This window comes from Nocardia sp. NPDC049149, from assembly GCF_043197455.1.
GTDB lineage: Bacteria > Actinomycetota > Actinomycetes > Mycobacteriales > Mycobacteriaceae > Nocardia.
This window is the reverse complement of sequence record NZ_JBICTD010000005.1, coordinates 660,069-676,028: the sequence shown is the minus strand read 5'-3', so window position 1 is coordinate 676,028 and position 15,960 is coordinate 660,069. Positions and strand designations below refer to the sequence as shown.

Sequence of the window (15,960 nt, the reverse complement as noted above, 5' to 3'; positions counted from 1 at the left end):
ATCCAGAAAGCAGAGAAGAACTCATGGCAATTCGTAAGTACAAGCCGACTACCCCGGGTCGCCGCGGGTCGTCCGTTTCGGACTTCGCTGAGATCACTCGGTCGACCCCCGAGAAGTCGCTCATCCGTCCGCTGCACAGCAAGGGTGGTCGTAATGCGCACGGTCGCATCACCACTCGGCACCGCGGTGGCGGCCACAAGCGTGCCTACCGTCTGATCGACTTCCGTCGGCTGGACAAGGACGGCATCCCGGCCAAGGTCGCGCACATCGAGTACGACCCGAACCGGACCGCCAACATCGCGCTGCTGCACTTCGTCGACGGCGAGAAGCGCTACATCATCGCGCCCAAGGGCATCGTGCAGGGCACCCCGATCGAGTCCGGCCCGACGGCCGACATCAAGCCGGGCAACAACCTGCCGTTGCGCAACATCCCGACCGGTACCACCATCCACGCGGTGGAGCTGCGTCCGGGCGGCGGCGCCAAGATGGCCCGCTCGGCCGGATCCAGCATCCAGCTGCTCGGTAAGGAAGGCACCTACGCCACCCTGCGTATGCCCTCCGGTGAAATCCGTCGCGTCGACGTGCGCTGCCGCGCCACCGTCGGCGAGGTCGGCAACGCCGAGCAGTCGAACATCAACTGGGGCAAGGCCGGCCGTATGCGCTGGAAGGGCCGTCGTCCCACCGTCCGTGGTGTCGTCATGAACCCGGTCGACCACCCGCATGGTGGTGGTGAAGGCAAGACCTCCGGTGGTCGCCACCCGGTCTCGCCGTGGGGTCAGCCGGAAGGCCGCACCCGCAAGCCCAACCGTCCGAGCGACAAGCTCATCGTCCGCCGCCGCAAGTCCGGCAAGAACAAGCGCTGAAGGAGGAGGTAAGAAATGCCACGCAGCCTCAAGAAGGGCCCGTTCGTCGACGACCACCTCCTCGCGAAGGTGGACGTACAGAACGAAAAGGGCACGAAGCAGGTCATCAAGACCTGGTCGCGTCGTTCGACCATCATCCCCGATTTCATCGGCCACACCTTCGCCGTCCACGACGGTCGCAAGCACGTGCCGGTGTTCGTCTCGGACAACATGGTTGGGCACAAGCTCGGTGAGTTCGCGCCGACCAGGACGTTCAAGAGCCACGTCAAGGACGACCGGAAGAGCAAGCGGCGATGAGCGAAGCGAAGAGCCAATCAGCGCAGCAGACGACTGAGGCTCAGAACCCCCATGCACGCGCAACGGCGAAGCACGTTCGCGTCACCCCGATGAAGGCGCGCCGCGTCGTGGACCTGGTCCGCGGCAAGCGTGTCGAGGACGCCCTCGCGATCCTGAAGTTCGCGCCGCAGGCCGCGAGCGAGCCGGTCGCCAAGGTCGTCGCCAGCGCTGCGGCGAACGCCGAGAACAACCTCGGCCTGAACCCGTCGACCCTGGTGATCTCGACTGCCTACGTCGACGAGGGCGCGACCATGAAGCGGTTCCAGCCGCGTGCCCAGGGCCGTGCGTTCCGTATTCGCAAGCGCACCAGCCACATCACCATCGAGGTCGAGAGCATCCCCACCGCCGGTGGAGCAACTCGCAACCGCCGGAAGGGAGGGGCAAAGTAAATGGGACAGAAAATCAACCCCCATGGCTTCCGCCTCGGTATCACCACCGACTGGAAGTCGCGTTGGTACGCGGACAAGCAGTACGCGGACTACGTGAAGGAAGATGTCGCCATCCGTAAGCTCCTCGCCACTGGCATGGAGCGGGCAGGCATCTCCAAGGTCGAGATCGAGCGCACCCGTGACCGGGTTCGCGTCGACATCCACACCGCTCGTCCTGGCATCGTCATCGGCCGCCGTGGCGCCGAAGCCGATCGCATCAGGGCCGAGCTGGAGAAGCTCACCAAGAAGCAGGTGCAGCTGAACATCCTCGAGGTCAAGAACCCCGAGTCGGATGCGCAGCTGGTTGCCCAGGCCGTGGCCGAGCAGCTCTCCAACCGCGTGGCGTTCCGTCGTGCGATGCGTAAGGCCATCCAGTCGGCCATGCGTTCGCCGAACGTCAAGGGCATCCGTGTGCAGTGCTCGGGCCGCCTCGGTGGCGCCGAAATGTCGCGCTCGGAGTTCTACCGCGAGGGTCGGGTGCCGCTGCACACGCTGCGCGCCGACATCGACTACGGCCTCTACGAGGCCAAGACCACCTTCGGTCGCATCGGCGTGAAGGTCTGGATCTACAAGGGCGACATCGTCGGTGGCAAGCGTGAGCTGGCCGCCGTGAGCGCTCCGGCGGGTGGCGATCGTGATCGTCCGCGCCGCGAGCGTCCGAGCCGTCCGCGTCGGTCCGGTTCCGCCGGCACCACGGCGACCAGCACCGAGGCCGGGCGCGCCGCCACTGCGGTGGTGGACGCTCCGGCAGAGACACAGGAGGGCTGACGCATGCTGATGCCTCGTAAGGTGAAGCACCGCAAGCAGCATCACCCGGGTCGTTCCGGCATGGCCAAGGGCGGCACCTCGGTGGCGTTCGGCGAGTTCGGCATCCAGGCGCTGGAGCCGGCCTACGTCACCAACCGGCAGATCGAGTCGGCGCGTATCGCGATGACTCGCCACATCAAGCGTGGCGGCAAGATCTGGATCAACATCTACCCGGATCGCCCGCTCACCAAGAAGCCTGCCGAGACCCGCATGGGTTCCGGTAAGGGTTCGCCGGAGTGGTGGATCGCGAACGTCAAGCCCGGTCGCGTGATGTTCGAAATGTCTTACCCGAATGAGGAGATCGCTCGTGAGGCCCTGCGCCGCGCGATGCACAAGCTCCCGATGAAGTGCCGGATCGTGACCAGGGAGGAGCAGTTCTGATGGCTACTGAAACACCGGCCGCAGAGCTCCGCGAGCTCACCGAAGAGGAGTTGGTGCAGAAGCTGCGCGACTCCAAGGAAGAGCTGTTCAACCTGCGCTTCCAGATGGCGACGGGTCAGCTGGACAACAACCGTCGGCTGCGCGTGGTCCGTCACGAAATCGCGCGCATCTACACGGTCATGCGCGAGCGCGAGCTCGGTCTGGCCACCGGACCCGCTGACAAGGGAGATGCGGCATGAGCGAACAGAAAGTGGAAGAGCGCAACAGCCGCAAAGTACGCGTCGGCTACGTTGTCTCGGACAAGATGAACAAGACGATTGTCGTCGAGCTGGAAGACCGTAACCGGCACCCGCTCTACGGCAAGATCATTCGCACCACCTCCAAGGTGAAGGCGCATGACGAGAACGAGATCGCCGGCATCGGCGACCGCGTCCAGCTGATGGAGACCCGACCGCTGTCGGCGACCAAGCGCTGGCGTCTGGTCGAGGTGCTGGAGAAGGCCAAGTAGGCCGCTCACCCCTCGAAAAGGGCCGTCCCCCGGGTTATCCCGGCGGACGGCCCTTTTTCTTGTTTGCCACGAATCTCTAAATCTCGTGACTTTTGCGTGGTCCACGTCATATGCTGTGGTGCATGGCGAAGCGGAATATCACGATCCAGCTCGACGAGGACGTGATCACCGATGCGAAGGTGATTGCGGCCAAGCGGGGAACGTCGGTCAGTGCCCTCATAGCGCAGCAATTGGTGGAGCTGTCTTACGACGACATGCGCTACGAACGCGCCAAACGTCTTGCGCTACAGCTGATGGCTGAGGCCGAGCCGCACGGTGGCCGCCGGTGGAGCCGCGCCGATATCTACAAAGATTAGGAGTGAGCCCTTTCATGGCGACGACGGAACGCACGTTTATTGATACCAACATCCTCATCTACGCCTTCGACACCGATGCGGGCGAACGGCATGCGATGGCACAAGCCGTCCTGAGTGACCTGTGGGCCAATGGGACCGGTTTGCTCAGCGCTCAGGTGCTCGCCGAGTTCTACAACGTCGCAATCCGCAAGCTCTCGCCGCGGATGAGCATCAAGAGGGCCCGCTCTGTTATCGCGGCGTATAGCGAGTGGTGCTCGATGGACACGCATCCGTTGATAGTGATGAACGCGTCCTTCCTCCAGGAAACACACAAGGTCTCCTGGTGGGACGCAGTGATCATCGAAGCGGCATCCCAGTCCGGCGCGAAATACCTACTGTCGGAAGACCTTCAGCACGGCAGACGCTTCGGTGAGCTCGAGGTGCGCAACCCGTTCCGCAGTGAAACCTGAGTAGGTCGCCCACCGGCTAAGGAACGGAGAATGTGGCGAATCCGGTCGCGCCGCTAGGTGGTGGAGTAACGGCAGTGGTTCCTACTGTGTGCCGGGCGGTTTCTAGGGATGGTGGTGGGTTCGGCCGACTCGGCCGCGGGCGACCAGTTCGATCGTGGTTGCTACTGCGCAGGACTGGGCGAGGAGCAAGCCCAACAGGACCAGTACCTGTACGGCAGCGGCTTGGGCTGCGGAGCCGCTGGCGACGAGGACGCCGACGAAAGCGCCTGGCAGCGTTACCAATCCGACGGTTCGGGTCTGATCGACGCCGGGCAGCAACGCATCGGTTGCGGTCGCACGGATGATCTCCAATCGAGCGTCGCGCTCGGTGAAACCCAGGCTCAGCGCCGCCTCCACTTCGCCGCGGCGTTCGGTCAGTGCGTCAAGGGCACGCCGGGCGGCCAGTGAGGTCCCGGTCATGGTGCCGCCCAGGATGATTCCGCCGACCGGAACCACGGCGACCCCGGCCAACGGAACCACACCGCTGAGGATCATCGGCGGGATCGTGGCGACCAGTCCGGCTCCGAGACCCAGCGTCAGCCACGCCGCCGACCACCCCGCGCCGGCCCGGCGGGCCGCGGTGAACGCCGCAGCCGCGAACATGACCAGCAGCACCAGCATCGACGACCACAAATGTGCCAACGCCGCCGCGAGCACCGAGGCGACCACTGCCAGCTGCACGACCGCCCGCGTCGCCGCCCACGGCGCGACACTGATCGGACCGAGCTGCGCCACCCAATACACCGCCGCCGCAGCGGCCACCAACGCCACACACAGAATCGCCAGGCCAACCCCTGGCGTCGCCACCGCATTCACGTGCGCACTTTCCCACGATCGGGTCAGATGCGGACGGTCGCCCCGTCATGCGCCCGTCGTCCCCACAGGGAGCGGCATGCGGCGGCGCCACCGCGTTCATGTGCGCACTTCCCTGTGATCAGGTCAGGTGCCAGCGGTCGATCCAGCCCCCAGCGCGTCGCCAGTTGCTCGTTCGGTGGACCGATCCACGACAACGCTCTGGTCGCCCGGCAGGTCCGCCGATACGCACCACATCGCCGCGGTGTGCGAGCCGAGCTTCCGCTATCCGACCGCTTTCCGCCAGCGTGCGCGGGCAGCCGGGCAACCGACCCGTCAGGATTCGAACAGCCGCTGTCCCCACCATTCGCCGCCGCCGAGCCCGGGCGGGCAGGCGAACAGGGCGGACCCGGTGTGGGTGATGTACTCCATCATCGCGTCCTTGTTCGCCAATTCGCGCTGCATGGGCACGAATTGGGTGTGGGCGTTGCGGCAGTAGGCGATGAAGAACAACCCTGCGTCGAGATGTCCGAAACCGTCGGAGCCGTCGGTGAAGTTGTACCCGCGTCGCAGCAGCTGGACACCGGCGAGGTTGTCGGGGTGGGCGAGCCGCACGTGTGCGTCCTTGGCGATGATCGGGGTCCCGCTCGACGTCATGACGAAGTCGGGTGTGTCGAACTCCGCGTCCTTACCTTGCGGTGCCCCAACGCCTTTCGTGCGCCCGATGATGTCTTCCTGCTCGACCAGCGAGGCCCGATCCCATGGCTCGATGTCCATGCGAATACGCCGTGCCACCAGATAGCTTCCGCCGGTGAGCCACTGCGCTTCCGGCGGATTGTCGGCTTCGTTTACCCACACCCACCGGTCGAGTAGCCCGGTGTCCTCGGCTTTCAGGTTGGCGGTACCGTCCTTGAACCCGAACATGTTTCGCGGCGTCTGCTGCCCTCGGGTGGTGCTCGAGGTGCGGCCGAACCCGAGCTGCGACCAGCGCACGCTGACGATGCCGACACCCATGCGCGCCAGGTTGCGGATGGCGTGCACGGCCACTTGCGGATCGTCGGCACAGGCTTGCACGCACAGATCACCATCACTGCGCGACGGCTCGATGGCGTCTTTGGCGAAGATCGGCAGCTCTTCGAGCCCGGCGGGCCGATGCCGTGCCAAACCGAAGCGGTCGGCCCGGGTCGGCACGGCCGCGGTCGGCCCGAACAGTCCTGGCCCGAATCCCACTGTCAGCGTCAACGACGACGGCGACAAGCCAAGTGCCTCACCGGTATCCGGTGGCGGCAACCGCTTTCCGTGCCCGACCGCGCCACCCTCGACGGTCTCCTGTCCCTGCACCATCCGTTCGGCGGCGAGCGTCCACCGCTTGAGCAGGTCGACGAGCTCGCTCTTGGATCGGGTGATCACGTCGAACGCGGCGAAGTGCAGCCGGTCTTGCACGGCGGTGGTGATGCCTGCTTGCCGCGCACCCCGGAACGGGATGACGAGGTCGCCGAGGCTGCCGTCCGAGGACAGGCTCGATCCTTGGACGGCGGCACTGCCCGCGGCCCCGACGACCACTCCGGCGCCCGCGGCCGCGCCGAGCAGGGCGCGACGTGACACTCTTCGCGATTGGGGTTCACGCTCGGCTGCAGCCACGGATTCTTCGGTCATCGCCAGACCTTCTTTCTTGCGGTACTACTGCTGACCGAGCACGAGGGCGGGAACCTGGCTCAGGCTCGCGGACAGTGCGTCGATCTTGTCGGACATCTCCTTGCGCTGCAGTGCGGTCACCGTGTCGTAGGAGACATAGCCGTCACCTTGACGGTATTTGTTGATGCTGTCGCGGACCGCCTGGAACTGCGCGGTGATCTTGTCCATGAGCGCCGCGTTCTTCGCGGTGATCATCGGCTGCAGTTCGGCGATCAAGGTTTCCGAGCCGTCGATGTTGGCGGCGAAATCCCACAGGTCGGTGCGGGAGTAGCGGTCTTCCTCGCCGCCGACCTTGGTCGCGGCGACTTCGTCGACCAACGCCTGCGGGCCCTTCACGAACGACTGGGTTTCGAAGGTGAAGTCGGGCTTGCTCACCTCGTCGCGCAGCGCGGTCGCGTTGGCCAGCAACGCATCTGCGGCCTTGTCGATCTCTGCCTTGGTGTCGGCCTTCGCGTGGTCCAGGTCCGCCTGGGAGATGCTGTCGGGCTTCTCGCCGACCTGGCTTTGCTGCGGCGTCCACAGGAATCGCTCGATGCGATGGAATCCGGTGAACGGCTGCGTGCCGTTTTCGGTGTCGTCCCAGCGCATATCGAGCGCTGGATCGAGGTCGGCGAACGATTCGGCCACGGGTTCGATGCGTTCGTAGAAGGTGCGGGTCAGCCCGAACTGGGCGCGAGCCGCGGCCAGGTCACCGGATTTCACCGCGGTCGTGAAGGTGGTGGTCTGCGCGACCAAGCCGTCGAGTTGTCCACGCACGTATTCGAGGTAGCGCTGTTTGGCCTGCTCGACATCGTCGGGGGCGTCGGACTTCGACTTCTGCTCACCGGTCACCTCGAGGGTCTGGCGGATTCCGTTGCCGACCATGCCCGGTTTGCACGCCGTCTCGTACTGTCCCGGGTCGGTAATGTCGACGACCAGCTTGCCGGTGACGCCGGGGCCGATGTTCTCGACCTCGCCGAGCACTCGATTGTTCTTGCCGAAGACATAGAACTCGGTGACCTTCGACCCGTTGTTGGTGACGTTGAAGGTCACCGTTCCCGTCGAGGCTTTGCTGGTGGACAATTCGCACGCGGACTCGGTGGAAGTCACCCCGATACCGCCGCTCGAGTCGGTTTTGGCCGTGCACGCGACCAGCAGCACCGGCACCGACACCAGGAGGCTTACGGCGGCGCCCGCCTGACGGGAAATGTTCGGTCTCACTGTTTTTCCTTTCATGCCGGCGATCACGCTGCCGGAATCCGATCGTGCGGCGCGGGAGACGAGTCCGCGGAATCGGTGCGGCGCGGACGCAGGAACAGCGTCATCACCACCACCAGATACACCGACCACGCGATGACCTGTAGGACGGTCGGGTCGGGCCGGATATTGAACAGTCCGGCCAATGTGCTGCCGTACCAAGATGATTGGTCGTAGAAGCCGCTGATATCGAAGGCGACGTTGGCGCCGCCGGGCAACCAGCCGACCGTCTGAATTGCGCGAATACCGTAGGCGAGAATTCCCGCGGCCACGACCACGAGCAGCGCTCCGGTGTAGGTGAAGAACTTGGCGAGATTCACCCGGACGGCGCCGAAGTACAAGGCAATGGTCACGACGACGGCGACAAGGATGCCGAGCAGCAAGCCGAGCAACGGCCAACTGCTACCGGAGGTGTTCTCGGCGTATCCGACCATCAGCAGCGCGGTCTCGACGCCTTCGCGGCCGACGGCCAGGAACGACAGCGACAGCACCGCGAGCCCGCCCACCTCGGTGGCGTGCGACATTCCCGCGCGGAGATCTTTGGAGATGTGTGTGGCGGCGCCGCGCATCCACAGCACCATGGCGGTGACGATGACCACCGCGACGAGCGAGGCGACACCGGCGACGGCTTCGGCGGCCAGGCCGCTGACCGTCGAGGTGCCGTAGTGAATTCCGGCGAAGATCGCGAGCACCATCAGCACGGCCGCACCGACTCCGAGCCACAGCCATTTGAGGCTGTCGCGACGGTCGGATTTCACCAGGAAGGCGGCGAGGATCATCACCACGATCCCGGTTTCCAGACCTTCGCGCAGGCCGATCAGCCCGCTGCCGAACAGCTGCGTCGCTACTGTGGGCGTCGATACCGCGAGAAACACTCCCACATCACCTCGTTCTATGCGCGTCACCTACGACAACTATGAAGTAGGCAAGCCTGTCCTAGGTGTGATTGCGTAAGAGTACAACTACCCGGTCCAGAGATAGCCCCCCGGAGTGCGCTGATTCGGCGACACAAAATCGGCGAACACCGACAGCGTTGCGCCTGACGGCAATTCGAGGGGTGAGATCGAGGCCGAAGTCTGGTTGGCTTGGGTGGTCGGTGGCGTAGCGAACGGCGGGAGGTCGGCGCGTGGGGTTTGTCTCGCGACCTGGGCAGTCTTATGACCGGGTGCTGTTGCGGAAGCATTTGTTGAAGACCCGGATCGCCGGCGACGTGGCGACACCCCGGGAGGGAAATCTCGAGCACTGTCGACGGATGGTCGCCAAGGATCCCGGTTTTCAATTCGGATTGGTGCTACGGGACTGGACGTTCCGCGAGACGCTGGACACGATGGTCGGACTGTGCGGAGTCAATCCCGATCCGGCGTACACGCACGGACAGGACACCATCGACGCGGACCTGACGCTCGACGCGCTGGAAACGATGGGGGAGCGGATCGGGCAGGCGGCGCGGAACCGGGAAAAGGTGCTGTTGGCGACCGGACATCCCGGCGCACTGATGGGCGTGTACCGGACCGTCGAGGATGCGTTGCGGACTGCCGGGTGCACGGTGCTCACGCCTGCGGCCGGATGGTCGTATCCGGTTGTCACGCACACCGGGCCGCGGACCCGCGAGATCGTCTACACCTCCGGCGTCGCCGCGGTCGGCACCGGCGGCAGGCTGAAACACACCCATGATCCGGACGCGATGCGAGCCATGCTCGCCGAACTGCGCGGCGGCACCGAGTGGCCGGATCTGGTGATCGCCGACCACGGGTGGGCCGGTGCGGCGGGCGAGGCAGGCATCGACACTGTCGGGTTCGCCGACTCCAACGATCCCGCGCTGTTCGTCGGGCGGGCGGAAGGAAAGATTCTGGTCACGGTGCCGATCGATGATGGTGTCCTGCCGGAGTACTACGGGCCGATGACCGAATTCCTCCTCGATCGGGCCGGGCTCGGCGCTTAGCGCCGGTGTTGAAGCCCAACCGGCACCGGGGCTGGATCGCGGCCCGGCCGTGTCGTCGTCGCCGATACAACCCGGTATCGGCTCCTCCGGCGCCTCGTCCGGCGACGATCCAGCCCCTAGCGACCGCACGTTTCCGGAAGCGCCACCCCTCTTCTCGCCACGATGCTGGCAGGAGATCGAGATGAAGGAGGGTGCTCGTGCTGATCGACATCGTCGTGCGGCTGCTGCTGGTGATCGTGGGCGCGATCCACATCTGGCCCGGTGTGGTGGCGTTGTCGCCGCGGCGGGCGGGCGCGTTCTACGGAACCCGTGCTGCCGGACCGGATCTGACCTTGCTGTTGCGGCACCGGGCGATCCTGCTCGCCACGGTGGGCGTCGGGTTGCTCGTCGGCGCCGTCGTGGCGTCGGTGCGGCCGGTGGTGATCGGCGCGGCGGTCATCAGCATGACGTCGTTCATCGTGTTCGCGATGCTGTCGGGCATGAGCGGTCTCACCGCCAAGTCTCGGCGCATCGTGCACGTCGACCTTGTCGCTCTCGCACTTGTCGTTGTCGCGGCAATTGTCGCAGCGGTGGCCGACTGATCGTGGTCGAAATCGGCACAGCCGCTTGCTCATTGGAATATTGTCTGGATCACTGAATTCATGGGATAAATTCGGTGGCGACCGCGCGTCCGGGGTGACAAGCTCGGATCGTGCGGTCATACCGGGTGGTTCTCTCGAGCGCGGCAGTGCGCAATATCCTTCTGCTCGGGGCGCTGGTCCGCATTCCGTTTTTCGCAGGGGCCGTGTTGCTCGCGCTGCACGTCGTGCAGACGCTGGACGGTTCGTACGTGCAGGCCGGTGCGCTGAGCACGATCGTCACCGTGTGCATCGCGCTGAGCGGTCCGTGGCGCGGGCGGCTCCTCGACCGATTCGGTCTGCGCCGCACGATCGCGCCGTCCATCCTGATCGGCGCGGTGTGCTGGTCGATCGCGCCGTTCGTCGACTACGTTCCGCTGCTCATTCTGGCCGCGATCGCCGGACTGTTCGATGTCCCGATCTTCACCGTGGTGCGCCAGGCCGTCATCGCCGCGACGACCGAGCAGAACCGGCAGCCCGCGCTCGCGTTGGAAGCGGTGTCCGTCGAATGCGCCTTCATGATCGGCCCGATCGTCGGTGTCGCCGCCGCGGGGATCTGGTCGACGACGACGGTGTTGTTCTGCGTGCAAATGACTTTGGTGCTCGCGGGCATCCTGCTCTGGATATACAACCCGCCGCTGCGCTCCGCTGAGCACACCGACAGCGCGAACTCCGTCCCGCGGCGCAGCTGGTTCCGCTTCGAGTTCGTCGCACTGTGCATCGGTGCGAGCGCGGCCATCGCTGTGCTCGCCGGCTCCGAACTGACCTTCGTTTCCGCTATCCGCGAGTTCGAGGCACAGCCCTTGCTCGGGGTGGTCTTGGCCGTGTGGGGGTTCGGGTCGGTCGTCGGCGGCCTCACCTACGGTGCCCTGCGTCGCAAGATCTCCACCTATCTGCTGTTGGCCGGACTTGGCGTCGTCACCCTGCCGATGGCCTTCGCGGTCGGCCCGATCTCCCTTGCGATCACCGGTCTCATCGCCGGATTGTTTTGCGCCCCAACGATTACCGCGTCCATCGATCAGATGAGCCGGATCGTCCCCGAAGGCGGCCGTGGCGAAGCGATCGGCTGGCACAGTGCCGCACTCACTCTCGGCAACGGTATCGGCAGCTCGCTCGCCGGTGTCGCGATCGATGCGGGCGGCTTTCCCGCGGGCTTCGGCGCTGCGGCGGCTCTAGGCCTGGGCGTCGGCCTCGGACTGCCCCTCCTTCTCGCGCTTCGATCCCGCCGCCACCCGACCGATGTGCCGGAACCGGTGGGAGCTGCCCAAGCGTGAACCCGTTGCTTTGAGTTGGCAGGGAGCCTGAACCGGCCAGCGGACCGGACCGTCCTGCGGCCTGAACCGGCCAGCGGGCCGGACCATCCTGCGGCCTGAACCGGCCAGCGGGCCGGACCATCCTGCGGCCTGAACCGGCCCAGTCGACCGGACCGCCCTGCGGCCTGTAGTGGCCCAGTGGACCGACCGGACCGCCCCTGCGGCCTGCGCCGGCCAGTCGACCGGACCACTCCTGCGGCTTGAATCAACCGGGCGGGTATCGAGCACGCTGCGATACGGCCGAATGGGAGGTCGGATCGGGCATTTTGTGCTGTGCACGTCGAGATGTTCGGGTCTGCCGAGCGCTCCGGAACTGGGTCTTGCGTTATACGTATACATCTACTTATAGTGACTGCAACGGGCTGCGGAGTGGTGGCTCGGGGGTATCGGATAACTGGAGATCGGCTGAGACGGCGGGAACGCAGAGGCGACCCGTCGCTAGTAGATCTATGCGCGCATGCGCATTCGCTCATGGATGGAGTTGTCATGGAGAACGAATCGACACAGGTCGGTGCGGTGGTCGAGTTGACGAAGGGGGACGAGTACCCGGAGGTCGAGCTGAAGGTGGGGCCCGGCGGGCGGCGCAGGCAGCGGTTCGCGGGTCGGCTGGTGGGTGAGTCGCGGCAGTTCACCAAGGAAGGGCTCGAAGCGTTTCGCGTCTACCTCAGCAAGAAAGGGAAATACGCGGTGCACCGGCAGTCCGCGGAGTGGTCGGACTACTCGGTGGTCACCACCCTGATCAAGGACTGGAAAAACTGGCGCAATGTGCTCGATCTGGACGATCTGGGTTGGGGCGACTACACACTGGAGGTAGTGGATTCGCTCGACGAATTGCGTGAACGAGTACCGGCCAAGGTATATCGCGCCGTCGTCGACGTGACCGAGCACCCGTCCGTCGAGGATCTCGACATCTGAGCCGGACGGCTCGGATACCGAAAGGACTTCTCCCACATGTTCGCTCGACTGGGGCAACTGGTTGTCCACCACCCGTGGAAAGTGATCGGCCTGTGGCTGCTGATCATCATCGGCGTGGTGGCGGCCGCGCCGGAACTCAAATCCACCACCGACCAAGCCGAGTTCCTGCCTTCGCACTATGAGTCGATTCAAGCAATGCAACTGCAGCAGCAGGCATTTCCGCAGAGCGCGGCACCGGCGGCGATCATCGTCTTCGCCAGGGCCGACGGCGCGCCACTGAGCGGCTCCGATACCGCGAAGATCGGCGAGGTCGGCGCGACGCTGGCCGCGGCGAACATCAAGGACGTCACCGGACTACAGCCGGTGCCGCCGTCGGACAATCGGCTCATCCAGATCATCGCGGTGCAGATGACGAAGGTGACCAGCGCGGGCGACACCAAACAGACCGACGCGGTCAAGGAACTGCGCACCGTGCTGAAAGATCAGGTCCGTGACACCGACCTGAAGGCAGGCATCACCGGTTCGGCCGCGCAATTCCTGGATCAGCAGGAGTCGAGCACGAAAGGCCTTGCCATCGTTGGCGTCGCGACCATCGTGCTGATCCTCGTGCTGCTGCTCCTCATCTTCCGCAGCCCGGTGATCGCGCTGCTGCCGATCCTCACTATCGGGGCGGTCTCCATGGTGGTCAACGGACTTATCGCCATGGTGGCCAAGGCATTCGACCTCCAGGTGGACACCTCGGTGAACGCCATCCTGCTCGTCGTGCTGTACGGCGTCGGCACCGACTACATCCTGTTCCTGATGTTCCGCTACCGGGAACGGCTGCGGGCAGGCGATGATCCGAAGACCGCCATGGTCAACGCGGTCACCAGGGTCGGTGAGGCGATCACGTCCGCGGCGGGCGCGGTGATCATCGCGTTCATGGCGCTGACGCTCTCGACGCTCGGCATGTTCCGTGCGCTGGGCCCGGCGCTGGCGATCGCCGTCGCGATGGCGCTGCTGGCCGGGCTCACGCTGATCCCCGCCATCGTTTCGCTGTTGGGCACCAAGGTGTTCTGGCCGTCCAAAGCGTGGCAGTCGGAACCGAAGGGTGCACGGTTCACCGCGCTCGGCGCCGCGCTCGGCAAGCGTCCCGCCGTGTTTGCCGTGGTCTCCGGTGGGATCCTGATCGCGCTCGGCATCGTCGCGGTCGGCTTCAACCCGACCTTCGACCTCACCTCGGGCTCGACGTCGGACAGTTCCGAATCGGTTGTCTACAACAAGGAACTGCTGAAGGGCATGCCCGCAGGCGCCACCCAGCCGACCGACGTGCTGATCCGTACGTCCGAGGGCGCGCTGGCAGGCGATCAGTTGGCTGCGTTCCGTACGACGCTCACGCAGGTGCCCGGCGTGGGGCAGGTGTCGGAGCCGATATTGTCCGGGGACAAGACAACTGCCGCGTTCCAGGTGACGCTCAACTCCGTACCGGAGTCGGACGCCGCACTGGAGACAGTCCGTGGCCCGCTGCGGGACGCCGTGCACGGGGCAGCGCCCGCAGGCACGACGGCGGTGGTCGGCGGCATCAGCGCGGTGTTCGTCGACTTCCAAGACGCGATGAACCACGACTACCGCATCGTGTTCCCGGTGGCCGCGATCCTGATCATGATCGTGCTCGGCTTGCTGCTGCGCAGTCTGGTCGCACCGTGGTACCTGATGGCGTCGGTGTTCCTCGGCTTCGTCGCGACGCTCGGCGCCGCAGTGCTGGTGTTCCAGCACATTCAGGGGAACTCCGGCCTGATCTTCACACTGCCGGTGATCATGTACCTGTTCGTGGTCGCGCTCGGCACCGACTACAACATCCTGATGGTGGCGCGGTTGCGGGAAGAAGCCCGAGAAGGCCACAACCCGAGGCAGGCTGCGGCACTGAGCCTGCGGCACACCGGGCCGACGGTCGCGGCGGCGGGCGTCATCCTCGCAGGCACCTTCGCCTCGATGATGTTGGCAGGCAACAACGTGCTGTCGCAGATGGGCTTCGCCATCTCGGTCGGCATCGCCATCGCAGCATTCGTCATGGCGATGTTCTTCACTCCGGCGCTGACCGCGCTGCTCGGACACCGCGCCTGGTGGCCCGGGCATGGAGATGAGAAGTCGAATGGATCGAAAACCGTTCGCGAGGGCGAGTATTCGACAGCGGCTCCGTGAGCATGGCTCGCATGCGGGCCTAAGTTAGGAAAGGGCTGGCGCTCCGGACTATTCGGAGTGCCGGCCTTTTCGCTGTTCACCCGCTGGCCACAATAAGTACCGCGCCTCGATGACGATCAAGGGTTACGGTGCGCCTATGACAGTCTTTGTGGTGGTGATCGGTATCGCCGCGGTCATTGTGGGGTTCGTCCGATGGGGCGGCTCGAGAACGGCCGCCGCGGACCGTCGACGCACCTGGGATGCGGGCACCAGTGCTGACCTCGGCAGTTCTCTCGGAGACACCATCGGCAGCGGAAGCAGCTGTGGTGGTGGAAATTTCAGCGACCACGGCAGTGGAAGTGATGTGAGCAGCTCCGCCGCTGACAGTAGCTCCAGCGGTTCCGGCGACAGCGGCTCGAGCAGCGGAAGTAGCTGCGGCGGCGGGAGCAGCTGCGGCGGCGGAGGCTGACAGGTCCCAGCCGTACATCCCGCTGCACTCCGCAGCCGCCGTCCAGCTCCCGGTCACCTGCGACGTGTGCAAACCACGGTCGTTCGCGCCAACCGACCGCAGCCCTACGCGGCCCACCAAGCCGCGGTTGTTGGAGTCAACCGATCGCAGCTTCGCGTGGCCCACCAAGCCGCGGTTGTTGGAGTCAACCGATCGCAGCTTCGCGTGGCCCACCAAGCCGCGGTTGTTGGAGTCAACCGATCGCAGCTTCACGTGGCCCACCAAGCCGCGGTTGTTGGAGTCAACCGACCGCAGCCCTACGCGGCCCACCAAGCCGCGGTTGTTGGAGCCAACCGACCGCAGCCCTACGCGGCCCACAAATCGCGCCGATGATCACCGCGTCCTTGCCGCCACATTCCAGCAGCACCGGGGTGAGGTGTCGGCCGCGGCGGCCATGCTCCGCTTGCCGGTCGCGGTGGAGCCGGTGAACGCGATCGCAACTACCTCAAATTCACCCCCGGCCCCAACCCTGCACTACGCCTCGAGTTGGTCGACTGATCACGAGGCACTGATGGCGGCATCGCCCGAGAGGCCCCCGCCACCAGTGCCCTCTCACCGCGAAACCAACCTTCTGATCCCAGATGTCGGGATCGCAGGTCTCTCCGAGACCGGCGC

18 protein-coding genes are annotated in these 15,960 nt (G+C 65.4%); 14 read left to right on the top strand and 4 right to left on the bottom strand.

Features of this window, described 5'->3' with window-relative positions; genetic code table 11:
* The first annotated feature begins 23 nt into the window (after positions 1 to 23).
* The 9 genes from rplB to ACGFNJ_RS23495 all read left to right on the top strand — a co-directional run bounded on the left by rplB (position 24) and on the right by ACGFNJ_RS23495 (position 4,128).
* Positions 24 to 863: a 50S ribosomal protein L2 gene (rplB, locus tag ACGFNJ_RS23535; protein WP_069165359.1), complete on the top strand. Its 840-nt coding sequence runs from the start codon at positions 24 to 26 to the stop codon at positions 861 to 863.
* A 15-nt stretch (positions 864 to 878) separates the two neighbouring features.
* Positions 879 to 1,160: a 30S ribosomal protein S19 gene (gene rpsS / locus ACGFNJ_RS23530; RefSeq protein ID WP_019045020.1), complete on the top strand. Its 282-nt coding sequence runs from the start codon at positions 879 to 881 to the stop codon at positions 1,158 to 1,160.
* Entirely contained in the window at positions 1,157 to 1,588 is a 432-nt protein-coding gene (gene rplV / locus ACGFNJ_RS23525) for a 50S ribosomal protein L22 (protein WP_393451857.1), read from the top strand. The genes rpsS and rplV overlap by 4 nt, the downstream gene beginning before the upstream one ends.
* Positions 1,589 to 2,395: a 30S ribosomal protein S3 gene (gene rpsC / locus ACGFNJ_RS23520; RefSeq protein ID WP_069165357.1), complete on the top strand. Its 807-nt coding sequence runs from the start codon at positions 1,589 to 1,591 to the stop codon at positions 2,393 to 2,395.
* Positions 2,396 to 2,398: 3 nt separating this feature from the next.
* Positions 2,399 to 2,815, top strand: coding sequence for a 50S ribosomal protein L16 (gene rplP, locus ACGFNJ_RS23515; RefSeq protein ID WP_025347180.1), 417 nt, complete (start codon positions 2,399 to 2,401; stop codon positions 2,813 to 2,815).
* On the top strand, positions 2,815 to 3,054 hold the full coding sequence (gene rpmC / locus ACGFNJ_RS23510; RefSeq protein ID WP_014981663.1) for a 50S ribosomal protein L29: 240 nt from the start codon (positions 2,815 to 2,817) through the stop codon (positions 3,052 to 3,054). The genes rplP and rpmC overlap by 1 nt, the downstream gene beginning before the upstream one ends.
* Positions 3,051 to 3,323 (top strand): 30S ribosomal protein S17, encoded by a 273-nt coding sequence (rpsQ, locus tag ACGFNJ_RS23505; RefSeq protein ID WP_393451853.1) that lies wholly within the window; start codon positions 3,051 to 3,053, stop codon positions 3,321 to 3,323. The genes rpmC and rpsQ overlap by 4 nt, the downstream gene beginning before the upstream one ends.
* A gap of 122 nt (positions 3,324 to 3,445) precedes the next feature.
* Positions 3,446 to 3,679 (top strand): DUF6364 family protein, encoded by a 234-nt coding sequence (locus tag ACGFNJ_RS23500; protein WP_393451850.1) that lies wholly within the window; start codon positions 3,446 to 3,448, stop codon positions 3,677 to 3,679.
* Between the two features lie 14 nt (positions 3,680 to 3,693).
* Entirely contained in the window at positions 3,694 to 4,128 is a 435-nt protein-coding gene (locus ACGFNJ_RS23495) for a PIN domain-containing protein (RefSeq protein WP_393451847.1), read from the top strand.
* 102 nt (positions 4,129 to 4,230) lie between these two features.
* On the opposite strand, the gene ACGFNJ_RS23490 is transcribed toward ACGFNJ_RS23495, so the two are convergent.
* The 4 genes from ACGFNJ_RS23490 to efeU all read right to left on the bottom strand — a co-directional run bounded on the left by ACGFNJ_RS23490 (position 4,231) and on the right by efeU (position 8,771).
* The gene (locus tag ACGFNJ_RS23490) at positions 4,231 to 4,983 is read right to left on the bottom strand and encodes an ABC transporter permease (RefSeq protein WP_393451844.1); all 753 of its coding nucleotides are present in this window, start codon (positions 4,981 to 4,983) and stop codon (positions 4,231 to 4,233) included.
* A gap of 312 nt (positions 4,984 to 5,295) precedes the next feature.
* Positions 5,296 to 6,615, bottom strand: coding sequence for an iron uptake transporter deferrochelatase/peroxidase subunit (gene efeB / locus ACGFNJ_RS23485; protein ID WP_393451841.1), 1,320 nt, complete (start codon positions 6,613 to 6,615; stop codon positions 5,296 to 5,298).
* Between the two features lie 24 nt (positions 6,616 to 6,639).
* Positions 6,640 to 7,854, bottom strand: coding sequence for an iron uptake system protein EfeO (gene efeO / locus ACGFNJ_RS23480; protein WP_393451838.1), 1,215 nt, complete (start codon positions 7,852 to 7,854; stop codon positions 6,640 to 6,642).
* 23 nt (positions 7,855 to 7,877) lie between these two features.
* Positions 7,878 to 8,771, bottom strand: coding sequence for an iron uptake transporter permease EfeU (gene efeU / locus ACGFNJ_RS23475; RefSeq protein WP_393451835.1), 894 nt, complete (start codon positions 8,769 to 8,771; stop codon positions 7,878 to 7,880).
* A 245-nt stretch (positions 8,772 to 9,016) separates the two neighbouring features.
* Between efeU and ACGFNJ_RS23470 the strand changes: the two genes are divergently transcribed.
* From ACGFNJ_RS23470 to ACGFNJ_RS23450, 5 genes are all read left to right on the top strand, one after another.
* On the top strand, positions 9,017 to 9,832 hold the full coding sequence (locus ACGFNJ_RS23470; RefSeq protein ID WP_393451832.1) for a phosphatase: 816 nt from the start codon (positions 9,017 to 9,019) through the stop codon (positions 9,830 to 9,832).
* A gap of 197 nt (positions 9,833 to 10,029) precedes the next feature.
* The gene (locus ACGFNJ_RS23465) at positions 10,030 to 10,413 is read left to right on the top strand and encodes a hypothetical protein (protein ID WP_393451829.1); all 384 of its coding nucleotides are present in this window, start codon (positions 10,030 to 10,032) and stop codon (positions 10,411 to 10,413) included.
* 146 nt (positions 10,414 to 10,559) lie between these two features.
* A complete protein-coding gene (locus tag ACGFNJ_RS23460; protein ID WP_393451826.1) occupies positions 10,560 to 11,723 on the top strand; it encodes an MFS transporter in 1,164 nt (387 codons plus the stop codon).
* Positions 11,724 to 12,248: 525 nt separating this feature from the next.
* Entirely contained in the window at positions 12,249 to 12,677 is a 429-nt protein-coding gene (locus tag ACGFNJ_RS23455; RefSeq protein ID WP_069165347.1) for an EXLDI protein, read from the top strand.
* A 36-nt stretch (positions 12,678 to 12,713) separates the two neighbouring features.
* Positions 12,714 to 14,858, top strand: coding sequence for an MMPL family transporter (locus ACGFNJ_RS23450; protein ID WP_393451823.1), 2,145 nt, complete (start codon positions 12,714 to 12,716; stop codon positions 14,856 to 14,858).
* Positions 14,859 to 15,960 lie beyond the last annotated feature (1,102 nt).

Coding starts and splice junctions, on each gene's coding strand:
- rplB (WP_069165359.1), top strand. CDS start 24: ATGGCAATTCGTAAGTACAAGCCGACTACCCCGGGTCGCCGCGGGTCG.
- rpsS (WP_019045020.1), top strand. CDS start 879: ATGCCACGCAGCCTCAAGAAGGGCCCGTTCGTCGACGACCACCTCCTC.
- rplV (WP_393451857.1), top strand. CDS start 1,157: ATGAGCGAAGCGAAGAGCCAATCAGCGCAGCAGACGACTGAGGCTCAG.
- rpsC (WP_069165357.1), top strand. CDS start 1,589: ATGGGACAGAAAATCAACCCCCATGGCTTCCGCCTCGGTATCACCACC.
- rplP (WP_025347180.1), top strand. CDS start 2,399: ATGCTGATGCCTCGTAAGGTGAAGCACCGCAAGCAGCATCACCCGGGT.
- rpmC (WP_014981663.1), top strand. CDS start 2,815: ATGGCTACTGAAACACCGGCCGCAGAGCTCCGCGAGCTCACCGAAGAG.
- rpsQ (WP_393451853.1), top strand. CDS start 3,051: ATGAGCGAACAGAAAGTGGAAGAGCGCAACAGCCGCAAAGTACGCGTC.
- ACGFNJ_RS23500 (WP_393451850.1), top strand. CDS start 3,446: ATGGCGAAGCGGAATATCACGATCCAGCTCGACGAGGACGTGATCACC.
- ACGFNJ_RS23495 (WP_393451847.1), top strand. CDS start 3,694: ATGGCGACGACGGAACGCACGTTTATTGATACCAACATCCTCATCTAC.
- efeB (WP_393451841.1), bottom strand. CDS start 6,615: ATGACCGAAGAATCCGTGGCTGCAGCCGAGCGTGAACCCCAATCGCGA.
- ACGFNJ_RS23455 (WP_069165347.1), top strand. CDS start 12,249: ATGGAGAACGAATCGACACAGGTCGGTGCGGTGGTCGAGTTGACGAAG.
- ACGFNJ_RS23450 (WP_393451823.1), top strand. CDS start 12,714: ATGTTCGCTCGACTGGGGCAACTGGTTGTCCACCACCCGTGGAAAGTG.